The organism is Arsenophonus nasoniae DSM 15247, assembly GCF_000429565.1.
Classification (GTDB): Bacteria; Pseudomonadota; Gammaproteobacteria; order Enterobacterales; family Enterobacteriaceae; genus Arsenophonus; species Arsenophonus nasoniae.
Genome location: NZ_AUCC01000012.1, coordinates 1 through 12,903, shown reverse-complemented (window position 1 = coordinate 12,903; position 12,903 = coordinate 1). Strand labels below are relative to the sequence as shown.

The 12,903-nt window shown below is 41.5% G+C and carries 14 protein-coding genes and 1 pseudogene; 11 read left to right on the top strand and 4 right to left on the bottom strand.

The genetic code is table 11. The features are described from left to right. The 3 genes from G468_RS25260 to G468_RS25060 form a co-directional block, all read right to left on the bottom strand. Positions 1-347 (bottom strand): flagellin (locus G468_RS25260; RefSeq protein WP_420885098.1); only part of this gene is annotated, 347 nt, incomplete at its 3' end. Then, on the bottom strand, positions 337-555 hold the full coding sequence (locus G468_RS0104600) for a hypothetical protein (RefSeq protein WP_026822122.1): 219 nt from the start codon (positions 553-555) through the stop codon (positions 337-339). The genes G468_RS25260 and G468_RS0104600, both read right to left, overlap by 11 nt. Beyond that, a complete protein-coding gene (locus G468_RS25060; protein WP_051296942.1) occupies positions 552-1,655 on the bottom strand; it encodes a flagellin N-terminal helical domain-containing protein in 1,104 nt (367 codons plus the stop codon). The genes G468_RS0104600 and G468_RS25060 overlap by 4 nt, the downstream gene beginning before the upstream one ends. Before the next feature lie 176 nt (positions 1,656-1,831). On the opposite strand from G468_RS25060, the gene fliD reads away from it, so the two are divergent. Genes fliD through fliT form a run of 3 tightly spaced genes read left to right on the top strand, consistent with a single transcriptional unit; the run spans position 1,832 to position 3,977 of the window. After that, a complete protein-coding gene (fliD, locus tag G468_RS0104590) occupies positions 1,832-3,241 on the top strand; it encodes a flagellar filament capping protein FliD (RefSeq protein WP_026822121.1) in 1,410 nt (469 codons plus the stop codon). A gap of 3 nt (positions 3,242-3,244) precedes the next feature. Beyond that, complete coding sequence (gene fliS / locus G468_RS0104585; protein WP_026822120.1) at positions 3,245-3,652, top strand: flagellar export chaperone FliS; 408 nt, start codon at positions 3,245-3,247, stop codon at positions 3,650-3,652. Continuing rightward, entirely contained in the window at positions 3,642-3,977 is a 336-nt protein-coding gene (fliT, locus tag G468_RS0104580; RefSeq protein ID WP_026822119.1) for a flagellar protein FliT, read from the top strand. Before fliS ends, fliT begins: the two co-directional genes overlap by 11 nt. A gap of 810 nt (positions 3,978-4,787) precedes the next feature. Here fliT and fliE read toward each other — a convergent pair. Further along, positions 4,788-5,099 carry a flagellar hook-basal body complex protein FliE gene (gene fliE / locus G468_RS0104575; protein WP_026822118.1) on the bottom strand — a complete coding sequence of 104 codons (312 nt, stop codon included), beginning with the start codon at positions 5,097-5,099 and terminating at the stop codon, positions 4,788-4,790. A 274-nt stretch (positions 5,100-5,373) separates the two neighbouring features. On the opposite strand from fliE, the gene fliF reads away from it, so the two are divergent. The 8 genes and pseudogenes from fliF to G468_RS0104535 all read left to right on the top strand — a co-directional run. Next, positions 5,374-7,038 carry a flagellar basal-body MS-ring/collar protein FliF gene (gene fliF, locus G468_RS0104570; RefSeq protein WP_026822117.1) on the top strand — a complete coding sequence of 555 codons (1,665 nt, stop codon included), beginning with the start codon at positions 5,374-5,376 and terminating at the stop codon, positions 7,036-7,038. Beyond that, the gene (fliG, locus tag G468_RS0104565) at positions 7,035-8,027 is read left to right on the top strand and encodes a flagellar motor switch protein FliG (RefSeq protein WP_026822116.1); all 993 of its coding nucleotides are present in this window, start codon (positions 7,035-7,037) and stop codon (positions 8,025-8,027) included. The genes fliF and fliG overlap by 4 nt, the downstream gene beginning before the upstream one ends. After that, positions 8,020-8,760, top strand: coding sequence for a flagellar assembly protein FliH (fliH, locus tag G468_RS0104560; RefSeq protein WP_026822115.1), 741 nt, complete (start codon positions 8,020-8,022; stop codon positions 8,758-8,760). The genes fliG and fliH overlap by 8 nt, the downstream gene beginning before the upstream one ends. Further along, positions 8,757-10,142, top strand: a complete 1,386-nt coding sequence (gene fliI / locus G468_RS0104555; RefSeq protein ID WP_026822114.1) for a flagellar protein export ATPase FliI — start codon at positions 8,757-8,759, stop codon at positions 10,140-10,142. The genes fliH and fliI overlap by 4 nt, the downstream gene beginning before the upstream one ends. 9 nt (positions 10,143-10,151) lie before the next feature. Beyond that, positions 10,152-10,592, top strand: coding sequence for a flagellar export protein FliJ (gene fliJ, locus G468_RS0104550; RefSeq protein ID WP_026822113.1), 441 nt, complete (start codon positions 10,152-10,154; stop codon positions 10,590-10,592). Further along, on the top strand, positions 10,592-11,743 hold the full coding sequence (locus G468_RS22260) for a flagellar hook-length control protein FliK (RefSeq protein WP_026822112.1): 1,152 nt from the start codon (positions 10,592-10,594) through the stop codon (positions 11,741-11,743). Before fliJ ends, G468_RS22260 begins: the two co-directional genes overlap by 1 nt. 219 nt (positions 11,744-11,962) lie before the next feature. Continuing rightward, a complete protein-coding gene (fliL, locus tag G468_RS0104540; RefSeq protein ID WP_026822111.1) occupies positions 11,963-12,433 on the top strand; it encodes a flagellar basal body-associated protein FliL in 471 nt (156 codons plus the stop codon). A 5-nt stretch (positions 12,434-12,438) separates the two neighbouring features. Next, positions 12,439-12,825, top strand: a pseudogene (locus G468_RS0104535) (flagellar motor switch protein FliM); the annotation flags it as partial. Positions 12,826-12,903: the final 78 nt, after the last annotated feature.

Below are 12,903 nucleotides of genomic sequence, written 5' to 3'. Positions count from 1 at the left end.
GCAGAAGAGAGATTATTGATAGTATTGTTCAGGTTCTCAACCGCCGCTTCAAAGCGGTTTTGCATCGCACCTAATGAGCTACGCAGAGCAGAAACACTAGTTAAGGCATCATCCAGGCTGCTAAGCACTTTATCGTCACTTAACATACCAGCACGAGCAACTTTAGTATCGACAGTACCGGCAACTGCATCAGCGGTGATTTCTTTACCGAGGGTTACATCTACTGCTTTTGTATCAAGAGGAGTAGTTGCAGCAGCACCAGCAGTTCTGACGGCTTTAGTTGTTAACGTTACTTCATGAACTTTAGTTGTATTATTTGCTGTATCCACTAACACATTATTGGCCATCAACCGCTTTACCGGTGGCGGCATCAATTTTTTGATGTAATTTCTGTGTATTAGTTAGTCCTGTACCAGCAATTTTGATATTGGCATCAGTCAAATCCTTAGTTGCTGACGCTGGGAAGGAGAGATTAGTATCGTTGCCAATATCTACTGCTGCAGTTGCTGCAGTAGCATAATCGGCATAAGACTTAGCAAAAATATTTAAATTCACCTCTTCAATCTGAGTGAGGAAGAGAGGTTGTTGATAGTGTTGTTCAGGTTCTCAACCGCCGCTTCAAAGCGATTTTGCATCGCACCTAATAAGCTACGCAGAGCAGAAACACTAGTCAAGGCATCATTTAAGCTGCTAAGGATTTTGTCACCGTCAACTGCATTTTGGAATTGTGCACGTTTTGTGCCAACCGCTGCGCCAGACTCTGCATTTTGGATTTCGCCTTTAACTTTAATATCGAGTCCCTTATCATCCGTACCCACAAGTTTAGTCGTTAGCTCAACATCATAAACTTGTGTTGTCGCAGTCGCACCGGCACCGGTTGTTTTAACTAAAACATATTCACCTGCAATCTCTTGACCGGTGGTTTTATCCAATTTTTGATATAATTTGAAAGCAGTACCATGAGTTGCTGCAGCAGTTAAACCAGAAGCGCCTGCGTCAGTAATTTTGATATTACCATCAGCCAAATCTTTTGTTGCGTTTGCTGGGAACGTTAACGCCGCATCCTTACCAACATCAGCCGCTACTGTCGCAGTTGCATTATAATCCACATACTCACCAGCAAACACATTTAAATCAACGCCTTCAATCTTTAACTCACCAGAAGTGATTTTCTCTAATGCGATCTCAATGGTTTCGCCATGATTAGCACCGATTTGGATAGTCTTCATCGTATTAGCACTTAACACTTTAGTGCCGTTGAAATCCGTTTGCTCAGAGATACGATTGATTTCGTCTAAACGCTGTTTCACTTCATTTTGTAGCGTGGCGATATCGCTAGCTGAGTTAGTGCCGTTACTGTCCTGTACCGCTAAGCGGCGGATCGCTTGCAGGTTATCATTCACTTGCGCTAACGCGCCTTCCGTCGTTTGGGCAAGCGAGATACCATCATTGGCGTTACGCGCTGCTTGCGTCATCCCCATAATGTTAGAGGTCATGCCATTGGCAATTGACATACCCGCCGCATCATCTTTAGCGCTGTTAATGCGCAGACCCGTTGATAGACGTTGAATGGTGGTACCTAAGGTATCTTGTGTTTTATTCAGTGCTTTCTGTGCATTTAGCGCAGACATATTGGTATTAATAACCAGAGCCATAATAATTTCCTTGTTAATTTTTTATAATGCCAAAACAATTGGCTGGTTTGGTTATCGTCGCTGGGTTTTAATTCTTTAATCATTTGGCTAATAAATTTATTTTTTCTATTGACTCAATTTTTTTTAATTAGCGCCGATAACTGCAATAATCTTTATAAATTGAACAGGAAAAGATCATGTCAAATATGACTGTTTTAGGCGCAGGATCCGGCATGCCCATTGGCGAATGGCTGGATAAATTAGAAAACTCTGAGAATCAAAAGCTGAATCCACTAAAACAAAAACAGCAAAAATATGATAAACAGATCAGCGCTTACGGTTCATTGCGTGCTGAACTAGATAAATTGCAAAAGGCTGCCGAAACGTTGATGAAGTTTGACAAAATCACGACCACCTCAGTCAGTAAAGAGCATAAAACCGTTGCGGTCACCACCGATGAGAAAGCCGCTGCCGGTAATTATGAGGTGATTGTTGAACAACTGGCGCAAGCACAAGCCTTAAAGACCAACACTATCGATGATGTGAAGAAAAAACTGGGTGGTAATGTTACCAGCGGCCAAGAGCGAATATTTGTTATTAAGCAAAACAGTGAAAAACAGCCGCTGGAAATTAAACTCAGCGATGAACAAACATCGCTGCGGGAAATCCGGGATGCGATCAATAAAACCGATGGCAATGTCTCTGCTAGTCTGGTCAAAATTAAAGAGAATGAACATCAATTAGTTCTGAGCTCAAAGAAAACCGGTACAGAAGCAAAAATGGCTATTGAGGTAAAAGGCGATAGCACACTGAATGCGATTTTTAACAGCAATAATATGACTGAAACCGTCGCCGCCCAAAATGCTCAGGTAAAAATTAATGGTATTAACATTGAACGCCAAACTAATGAGATTAAAGATGCGCCAGAAGGGGTGACGTTTAACCTGCTCAAAACCTCTGAAAAAGATACCAATAATAACAATAGCCCGATAGCAGAAACCATTAATATTACTAAAGATATCGAGCCGACTAAAAAAGCGATTAAAGGCTGGGTTGATGCTTTTAATAGTTTGCACAGCTTTTATAAAAACCAAACCAAATATGTACCCACTAAACCGGGTGAAGCACCTTCGGCGAACAATGGTATTTTATTAAACGATAGCTCATCAGCGATGATCTTTTCCCAAGTGAAGGATTTGACGCTAAATGTGCAAGATATGCCCGATATGAATCATTTGAACCATTTTGGTATTGGTTTTAATCATGAAGGCAAAATAACGATTGATGATAAAAAATTGGATGAAGCGCTAAAAGATAGTCCAGCCAAAGTTAAACAATTCTTTATGGGGGATGGTGAAAAAAGCGGTTTTGCCACCGAAACTTTTCATTATTTAAAAAAGACCCTGGATAAACTGGAAGGGCCACTTCATTTCACGACTGAATCGCTTAATCAACAGAAAAAAATGTTACATTTGAAAATGGAAAGTGTGCAAACCACGATTGCGGCAACACTTAAACGTTATCAGAAAAAATTTATCGCGATGGATCAAGCTATCAGCAATATGAAACAGAGCAGTAACTCCTTAATGGCCCTATTAACAAAATAAATTATGAATAGCTCAACGGTCGAAACTATGTATGCGCAGGTGGATATTGAAAGCCAAATCTTAAATGCTTCACCTTACCAGCTGGTGCAAATCTTATATAAAGAGGCGCTTAGCGCCTTAAAGCGGGCAGTCATTTTTGTTGAACAAAATAATATTCAACAGAAAAATAACGCCATCTCTAAAGCGATTGCCATTATTGGTGAAGGATTAAATGGCGGTATTGATCGAGAAAAAGGCGGTGAAATTGGCGAAAATATGGCCCTGTTATATGACTATATGATCCGCGAACTGCTGCATGCCAGTCTGCATAATGATGTTGACCGCATTCAGCATGTCATTAAATTATTGACTGACTCAGCACAAACCTGGGCCCAACTTAACGATCCAGCAAGAAAATCTAATGAACAGTGAGCATCAACCCTTTTTAAGTGCTTATCAACATTTGCTGACCATTAGTCAGCAAATGTTAGCGCTGGCACAACTTGGTCAATGGGAACAGTTATTAGTTAGCGAAAAAGGTTATCAACAAGCGGTTGAGCAAGTTACGGCATTAGGTTCAATTGCTGGATTATCTAAGCCGCTAAGTCATCAATTAACTGAGCTATTACAAGCAATATTAACCAATGAAAATGCCATCCGCCAATTGATGGAAAGGCAGATGAATGAGCTGGCGCAGTTAATTAAACAGACCGCGCAACAGCAGCAGCTACAATCCCGTTATGGTGAATTTGAATAATTGGCTACTGGACTTGATGGCTAGACCCATTGATTATGATTTATTTTATGATCATTAATCTAAATTGCACTTTTTTACTTGAGTATAAGCGCTAAATTTATGCTTTAAAAAAGAATAAAAAAGACCGCTTAAGCGGCCAAAACATAATACCAGGGTAGTTAAATGACACAGAAATTACTGCGGGGAAATAATAAATCAGCATGCTTTTGGAGCAGAAATTTGGCCAATAATTAAGTTCCAATGCCCTACTTCCTGTTCCAAAAATCTCCTTTGCTTATTGCTATAATCTATTCTCCTGAATAAAAAATTATCTTATTACTACGATTTGCTAACGTTTTGCTAAGATTGATTTAAAATATCATTATATTTTTGAACTATTATTAGGCGTGTCTCTTACTATTAAAACAATCATAATTGTTTATTTTATTAATAATTATTTAATTTATTTGGTCCGTCATATTTTAATAAAAGAAAATACGCAACACGATTTGCAAGTTCAATCAGTTTTTTTTTCCCGTAAAAAGTAATATTAATATAATAACTTTTAAATTTAATAGCTTACAATAAACAATCAACGGTTAATTTTGTTATCAAGATTATTATCGCGATATTTAATATCGAAAGAGGTATGTTTAAGATTATTAGCAAACATAATTTCATCAATAACCAACATTGCCAGCAAAAAACGCTAGCAATGATAATTATGGCTATCTTTTATCAGTCACTCATTCAGTTAATATTATTGATACTACCGCCAAATAATTACCAAGATAGCCACTTGTCGGTGGCTTAGTTATAGCAAAGGCTTATTTAAACTGGCATATTCATAATTTCTTGATAGGCACCCACTAGCTTGTTTCTCACTTGAATACCAAACTGCAGTGATAAACTGGCCTTTTGCAGATCGACCATCACATCATTAAGCTCTACCCCTGGTTTTTCCAAGGTTAATGCTTGTGCTTTCTGACTAGCGGTTACTCGGGTTTGATTAATTTTACCTACTGCGTTGATTAAGTGACTGGCAAAACCTGATTGCGCTGTCGCTGTTAACGGTATACTATTTTTGCTAACCATGTCTGTTGTCATTTGCGCGATAACAGATTGAATGGCGGGAATTGACATAAAAACCTCAAACTATTTTTTCCAATAACTTTCTCTAATCTGTGCCATTGTATTGACTCATCTTTTGACACTGAGCTGAAAATAACCCTACCACAGGTCAAATAAATCAAAACCGACAATTAGCGCCGAACTAAAAGTCTATTTCAGCCATTAAACCGATTACGAAAAACGATAATAGAAGGATGAAACTGGAAATACTTTATCAGTATGAGGAAGCCACTTTGTTACGCCACGTTATCAATCTTCATCAAGAACGAGAAGGCAAGGATTGTCTATGAATGCCGTAAATACTAATGGAGCAAATCCGCTCAAGGGATTAAGTACCATTTTCGACAAAATAAAATCTGATCCTAAAGTACCATTAATCGTTGCTGGTGCTTTGGCAATAACTTTTTTCATCGCGGCTATGTTTTGGCTACAGGGCGCTGACTATCGCCCTGTTTACACCAATCTTAGTGATAAAGATGGCGGCGAAATTGTTACTCAGTTAAGCCAAATGAACATCCCTTATCAACTATCTGCTGATGGTAGTATGGTTAAAGTGCCTGCTGATCAAGTCCATGAGGTTAGACTAAAGTTAGCTCAACAAGGATTACCCAAAGGTGGCAATGCGGGTTTTGAGCTGCTGGATCAAGAAAAATTTGGTTTGAGTCAATTTAGTGAACAGATCAACTATCAACGCGCTCTGGAAGGGGAATTAGCCAAAACCATTGAATCACTGGGTGTTGTGCAACGCGCCCGGGTACATTTAGCCATCCCCAAACCGTCACTGTTTGTGCGCGAGCAAAAAAATCCTACCGCGTCGGTTACCCTTAACCTACAAAACGGTCGCAAATTGGATGAAGGCCAGATTGCCGCTATTGTGCATATGATTTCCAGTAGTGTCAGTGGGTTAGCTAGCAGTAATGTTACCATCGTTGATCAATTAGGCAATTTATTAACTCAACCCGATGGTATTAGCCGCGATCTTAATCTGACACAACTCAACTATGTGCAATCGATTGAGAATCGTTATAAGCAACGTATCGAATCGATTATTATGCCATTGGTTGGCCGAGGTAACGTACACGCACAAGTTACGGCGCAAATTAATTTTGCCCGGACCGAAGAGACAGCGGAAGAATACAAACCCAACCAGCCGCCCAATGAATCAGCGGTGCGTTCAAAACAGACCAGTCGCAGTGAGCAAAACGGTCAATTGTTAGTTGGTGGTGTACCTGGTGCCCTATCGAACCAACCCACGCCAGCACCCAAAGCCCCGATTGACAAACCTAATGATAAAAATGCTCCGCAGCCAATAAATAATAATCATAATAGTCGGGTTGATGAAACCACCAACTATGAGATAGATCGTCGCATTCGTCATACTCAACATCAAATAGGCAATCTACAGCGACTTTCAGTGGCCATCATCGTTAATTATGCTGATAGCGATAAAAAAGAAAATGATGATAGCTTGCCGCTGACTGATGAAAAATTAACGCAAATTAAAACCTTGGCACAAGAAGCGATGGAGTTTTCTGAGCAGCGTGGCGATAGCCTGTATGTCGTAAACGCACCATTTCAAGCCCAAGATGCTGAACTTAAACCGCTTGAGTTTTGGCAACAACCGGTTTTTATCGCCAATGTGTTAGAGATTGGTCGTTATCTGTTGTTATTACTGTTGGCCTGGTTATTGTGGCGTTTAGTGGTCAAACCCCAATTACATAAAAAACGTCAAGCGGAGAAAGCCGCCAAAATGGCAGCTGAGCTGAAAGTGAAAAAAGATGCTGAGCAGGCTGCCCGACAAAAAATTGAGCAGGATGAAGCTGCGCGCCAAGAACAGACACGGCAACGTGTTAACGCAGAGATGCATACCCAACGCTTACGTGAGATGGTACAGAAAGATCCCCGTGTGGTGGCAATGGTTGTTCGTGATTGGATGAGTAAAGAATTATGAGTCTTAGTGGAACAGAAAAAAGTGCAGTGATGTTAATGTCAGTGGGTGAAGAACAAGCCGCTGAAATTTTTAAACACTTAAATAGCCGTGAAGTACAAAAATTAAGTGTGGCTATGTCAAGTTTACGCCAAATCTCTAACCATGAATTAACGGATGTACTGGCTGAATTTGAAGAAAACGCCATTCAATATGCGGCTATTAATGTTAATACCAATGATTACTTGCGTTCAGTATTAGTCAAAGCATTGGGTGAAGAGCGTGCCAATACCTTGTTGGAAGATATTTTTGAAACCAAAGAGACCGCTACCGGTATCGATACGCTGAACTTTATGGAGCCGCAGATGGCGGCAGATATGATCCGCGATGAACATCCGCAAATTATTGCCACCATTTTAGTGCATTTAAAGCGCGAACAAGCGGCCGACGTTTTAGCCTTGTTTGATGAAAAACTACGTAATGATGTCATGTTAAGAATTGCCACCTTTGGTGGCGTACAACCCTCCGCTTTGGCCGAGTTAACTGAGGTACTAAATAACCTACTTGATGGGCAAAATATTAAGCGTAGTAAAATGGGTGGCGTGCGTACTGCCGCTGAAATCATCAACCTGATGAAAAGTCAGCAAGAAGAGGTGGTTATTAGTGCGGTTAAAGAGTATGACGATGAACTGGCACAAAAAATTATCGACGAGATGTTCTTGTTTGAAAATCTTATTGAAATGGATAATCGTTCCATGCAACGTCTGTTGCAAGAAGTGGAAAATGACTCGCTGGTTATTGCATTAAAAGGTTGTGAACAAAATTTACGGGATCATTTCCTCAACAATATGTCACGCCGTGCTGCTGAGATCATGCGCGATGATCTGGCTTCACGCGGCCCTGTTCGCCTGTCGCAAGTGGAAGCAGAACAAAAAGCAATCTTGTTTATCGTTCGACGCTTGGCTGAAAGTGGTGAAATTGTGATGAATGGTGGTGAAGAAACCTATGTCTAAAAAATCACTATCAACATGGCAGCCCTGGCTGCCAGATGAAATTACTCTATGGCCAGGTTTAAATCCTGTTATCAATAGTCAGCATGTTGTAAGTGAGGCTCCTTTAACTGACCAGAGTGAAAAAGATGTTTTAGCGCACATCAATCAATTGGATGATTTAAAAGCACAAGCTAAAGAAATTGGCTATCAAGAAGGTTACGCTGCAGGTCAACAAGCTGGCTTGACGGATGGTCAGCAACAAGGTTACCAGGCCGGTTATCAGCAAGGCCTAGCTGAAGGCCATCAGGCAGGAACTGATAATGCCAAAAATGAGATGGCCGCTATCACCCAACAATGGCAAGCGCTATTAAGCGAGTTTCGCCACTCGTTAGAAGGTTTAGACAGTTTCATTGCATCCCGTTTAATGCAGATTGCTCTGCAGGCTGCTCGTCAAGTATTAGGTCAACCCGCGGTTTGTGACGGTAGCGCGTTATTGAACCAAATTAGTCATTTTCTACAACAAGATCCACTGTTGACAGGTCGCCCTCAACTTCAAGTTAATCCAAACGATATGGCACTGGTTGAATCACAACTGGGTGATAGCTTAACCGCTAATGGCTGGCGTCTGATCGCAGTGCCGGAATTGCATCGTTATGGTTGTAAAATTAGCGCTGAAAATAGTGAATTAGATGCCAGTTTAGAAACCCGCTGGCTGGAGCTTTGTCAGTTGATTATGCCGGAGAAATGTCCATGACCGCAAAACTTGCCCGTTGGTTAGGCCAAATTGACAGCTTTGAAAAACAGCTTAGCCAGCTAGCGCCAGTGCGCCATTATGGCAAATTAACCCGCGTGACAGGTTTGGTGTTAGAAGCAACCGGTCTGCAAATGCCGTTAGGGGCAAATTGTTTAATAAAACGCCAACATCAACCAGCTAGTGACGAGATTAGTTGCGAAGTCGTCGGTTTTAATGGCCATAAAATGCTATTAATGCCCTATCAGGATCTTGCAGGCATTGTGCCCGGCGCTCAGGTTTATCATCCGGCGACTGCAGACAAACAACAAAATAGCAGCCAACAATTTCCCCTTGGCCCGGCACTACTTGGTCGCGTTCTGGATGGTTTTGGTGAACCCTTAGATGGCAAATCCTTGCCGACCACAGATTGCCACGCTTCACTGGTTACTGCGCCGATTAATCCCCTGCAACGCGCACCAATTAACCACCCGCTTGATGTTGGCGTAAGAGCGATTAACAGCCTACTAACGGTAGGTCGCGGCCAACGGATGGGATTATTTGCCGGCTCCGGGGTCGGAAAAAGTATGTTATTGGGCATGATGGCACGCTATACCCAAGCTGACGTGATCGTGGTTGGTCTCATTGGTGAGCGAGGCCGAGAAGTTAAAGACTTTATTGAAAATATTCTCGGCCCTGAGGGCTTACAGCGTTCGGTGGTTATCGCGGCTCCCGCTGATGTCTCGCCGCTTTTACGTTTACAAGGCGCAACTTACGCCACCCGGATTGCCGAAGACTTCCGCGATCGCGGTTTGAACGTGTTACTGATTATGGATTCATTGACCCGTTATGCCATGGCACAACGTGAGATCGCCTTAGCGATCGGTGAACCGCCAGCCACTAAGGGTTATCCCCCTTCTGTGTTTGCCAAATTACCCACCCTAATAGAGCGAGCCGGTAATGGTATACAAGGTAGTGGTAGTATCACCGCTTTTTATACCGTATTAACAGAAGGTGATGATCAACAAGATCCGATTGCCGATTCAGCTCGTGCAATTTTAGACGGACACATTGTACTATCACGCACCTTGGCAGAATCTGGCCATTATCCAGCAATCGATATCGAAGCTTCCATCAGTCGGGCAATGAACAGTCTGGTCGATAAAAGCCATCTTTATCAGGCTCAACAGTTCAAACAACTATTATCTCGTTATCAGCGTAATCAAGATCTGATTAATGTTGGCGCTTATGCTGTGGGTAGTGACCCGATTCTTGATCAGGCGATCCAGCTTTATCCCCATTTGCAACAATTTTTGCGCCAAGATTGCGATGAGTACTGTTCAAAGGAGAGCGCCTATCAACAGCTTTGTCAGTTATTTCCCACTGTTAACCCTGAAAATCACTAACGAGGAAGCATGAAAGCAACCAATTCCTTTACCTTATTACGTGATTTAAGCCATAAAGATAGCAATCAGGCGGCGATACAACTGTCGCATATTCGGCATCAACATCAACAAATGCAACAACAACTGACACAATTGCTACAGTATCAGGATGAATATCGCCAACAACTTAATAGCATGCTCCATCAAGGCACCTCTTGTGCAATATTACAAAATTATCAGCAGTTTTTGCTAACCCTTGAACAAGCAATCACGCAACATCAGCAACATTTAGTTGAATGGCAACAACGAGAAACAAGTGCAGAAAAAAATTGGCAAGGCAAACAGCAAAAAACCAATGCCTTCAGTAAGCTACAACAACGTAGTGAACGTTTACAAAAAAAACGTGCTGATCGGCTAGAACAAAAACAAATGGATGAAATGGCGCAACGTGCCGTTTTAAGGACATCATAATGATCGATACATCAGTAACATTTACCGCCAGTTCCCCTGCTGCTGATCCCCAATCGGCTACAGAAGAGTCTTCAGTTAATTTTGCCCAAATGTTAACTAACCACTCAGCGCAAACAAAAAACAAAAACGTAGCAAACGATGCTGACTTAAATATTGAACAACAGGAAGATGCGCTGTTGACGATTAGCGGGCCTTTAGCGAATGAACCCAGCGCCCAGATTGACGAAACCATGACCTTAGCGGATCAATCAGCGTTTATGCCGTTAACCGCCAATCAATTTATTGATCAATTACCAATCCAGCTAGCAGAGGTAGCGACTCAGCTACGGCTAGAAAATGATCGCGCCACGGTAGCCGATGAAACAACTGAACAAGCAATTTTTGAACAATTGACTAATAATATTGATAATAGCGATGAAAAACTTCATTTAAAATCGCATTCTCAGTTAGCAACATTAGCTAGCCATAATTCATCAATCGAATACCCGCTGGCCAATTTATCAGCACCTTTCAAAGAACAGCCAACATCTCAATCTCTGTCATTACAACCGGCCATGCAATCTAATATCAATACCGCAACCCTGACAAATATGGCAGAAAATCCAGAATTACTTAACCTATCGCCAAGCAATAATAATGCAATCCCTTTAACATCGTGGTCAGCACATCCAAGCGCATTGACTCACTCAATGACAGCTAGCGTCAATTCAATTGCTTTGACTACGCCGATTGATCAGCCGGAGTGGGGACAAAAGTTTAGTGAGCAAATTGTCATGCTCAGTCGCCATGGCTCACAACAAGCCGAGTTACGTCTTCATCCTGAAGAATTAGGTAGCCTACAAATTCAACTTAAAATTTTTGACGATAAAGCGCAACTGTCAGTCGTGACCGCTAATCAACAAGCTCGGCAGATTATTGAAAGCAATCTAACACAATTACGTCATGCGCTATCAGAACAAGGCATACAACTGGGGCAAACGCATGTTGGCGAGCAACATAGTGAGCAAAATAGTCCGCCAGATAATCAGTCTGCAACGCCGCTATCATCAATAACAAATGAACAGCATGAACAGGAGAGTGAGAATTCATTAACTCAAGTCCGGCAAATTAACCAGGCACAAATAACCACTGGAATTGATGTATTTGCTTAAATCTATTTGCTTTTTTTAACTTTTTCTCGTGGGGGAAAATTCCCCCTGTCATTATCAGCATTGTTCAATGACAAAATAACCGCCTATTTTTACTGTTTTATTCTACCGTCAAGTTATTTATAGATCGGGATAATTATAGTGGAATGCAAAAACAGGGATAAAACGTTAATCGACAATGCCTTGATTATCCCAAGTAGAACCAAAAGGAATTACCTGTCTATGTCTAAGTCGCAACATCAAGGAAAACGCATAAGTGGGATCCTGTTAACCATTATGGCGTTATTCACACTATTAAGCTGTTTTATTGCTGGCTATAGTTGGTGGCTATTACAAGCAAAAGAACAAGATGAGCATCAACCGGAAAAAAGAAGTCTGGTGATACCGGTATTTATGTCACTAGAACCCTTTACGGTTAATCTAATCGACGATGAGAAACGCGATCGCGTGTTATATATTGATATTACATTACGCCTGACTAGTGAAGAAACCCGTAAACGCCTTCATGATTTTATGCCTGAGGTGCGCAGCCGTATATTGTTATCTCGCCAAAACGCCACTGAGTTGGCAACAGATACCGGCAAAGTTCATCTTATGTCTGAAATTAAGCAGGTATTAAAACCGACTTTTGAATTAGAAGAGTCTGAGCAAATTATTACCGATGTGTTATTCACAACGTTTATTTTACGATAAATCACATGAGCGATAACTTTCTTTCACAAACAGAGATTGATGCCCTGCTAAATGATGCGCCCACTGATAATATGGTTAGCAGTGGAGAGAAAAAAGCATCTATTGCTGAAATGGATATCCATCCTTATAATCCAAATACTCAACGACGTGCTGTTCGCGAGCGACTACAATCGCTGGAAATTATCAATGAGCGTTTTGCGCGCCAGTTTCGCATGGGATTATTTAATATTCTACGGCGTAGCCCTGATATTACGGTAGGACTAATCAAGATTGAGCCTTATCATGAATTTGCGCGCAATCTTCCCGTGATGACTAACCTTAATCTGGTGCATCTAAAACCTTTGCGCGGCACCGCCCTTTTTACCTTTGAACGTAGCACGCTACGCGTGAGCGGCGCAGCGGTGCTGCTTCGGGGATGTTAATGAGTTGAGTACTGTTTTATACTCTGCAGTAGGTTAATTTTTTTCAGG

Coding starts and splice junctions, on each gene's coding strand:
- fliT (WP_026822119.1), top strand. CDS start 3,642: ATGAACAGTGAGCATCAACCCTTTTTAAGTGCTTATCAACATTTGCTG.
- fliF (WP_026822117.1), top strand. CDS start 5,374: ATGAATGCCGTAAATACTAATGGAGCAAATCCGCTCAAGGGATTAAGT.
- fliJ (WP_026822113.1), top strand. CDS start 10,152: ATGAAAGCAACCAATTCCTTTACCTTATTACGTGATTTAAGCCATAAA.
- fliD (WP_026822121.1), top strand. CDS start 1,832: ATGTCAAATATGACTGTTTTAGGCGCAGGATCCGGCATGCCCATTGGC.
- fliG (WP_026822116.1), top strand. CDS start 7,035: ATGAGTCTTAGTGGAACAGAAAAAAGTGCAGTGATGTTAATGTCAGTG.
- fliH (WP_026822115.1), top strand. CDS start 8,020: ATGTCTAAAAAATCACTATCAACATGGCAGCCCTGGCTGCCAGATGAA.
- fliI (WP_026822114.1), top strand. CDS start 8,757: ATGACCGCAAAACTTGCCCGTTGGTTAGGCCAAATTGACAGCTTTGAA.
- fliL (WP_026822111.1), top strand. CDS start 11,963: ATGTCTAAGTCGCAACATCAAGGAAAACGCATAAGTGGGATCCTGTTA.
- G468_RS22260 (WP_026822112.1), top strand. CDS start 10,592: ATGATCGATACATCAGTAACATTTACCGCCAGTTCCCCTGCTGCTGAT.
- fliE (WP_026822118.1), bottom strand. CDS start 5,099: ATGTCAATTCCCGCCATTCAATCTGTTATCGCGCAAATGACAACAGAC.
- fliS (WP_026822120.1), top strand. CDS start 3,245: ATGAATAGCTCAACGGTCGAAACTATGTATGCGCAGGTGGATATTGAA.
- G468_RS25060 (WP_051296942.1), bottom strand. CDS start 1,655: ATGGCTCTGGTTATTAATACCAATATGTCTGCGCTAAATGCACAGAAA.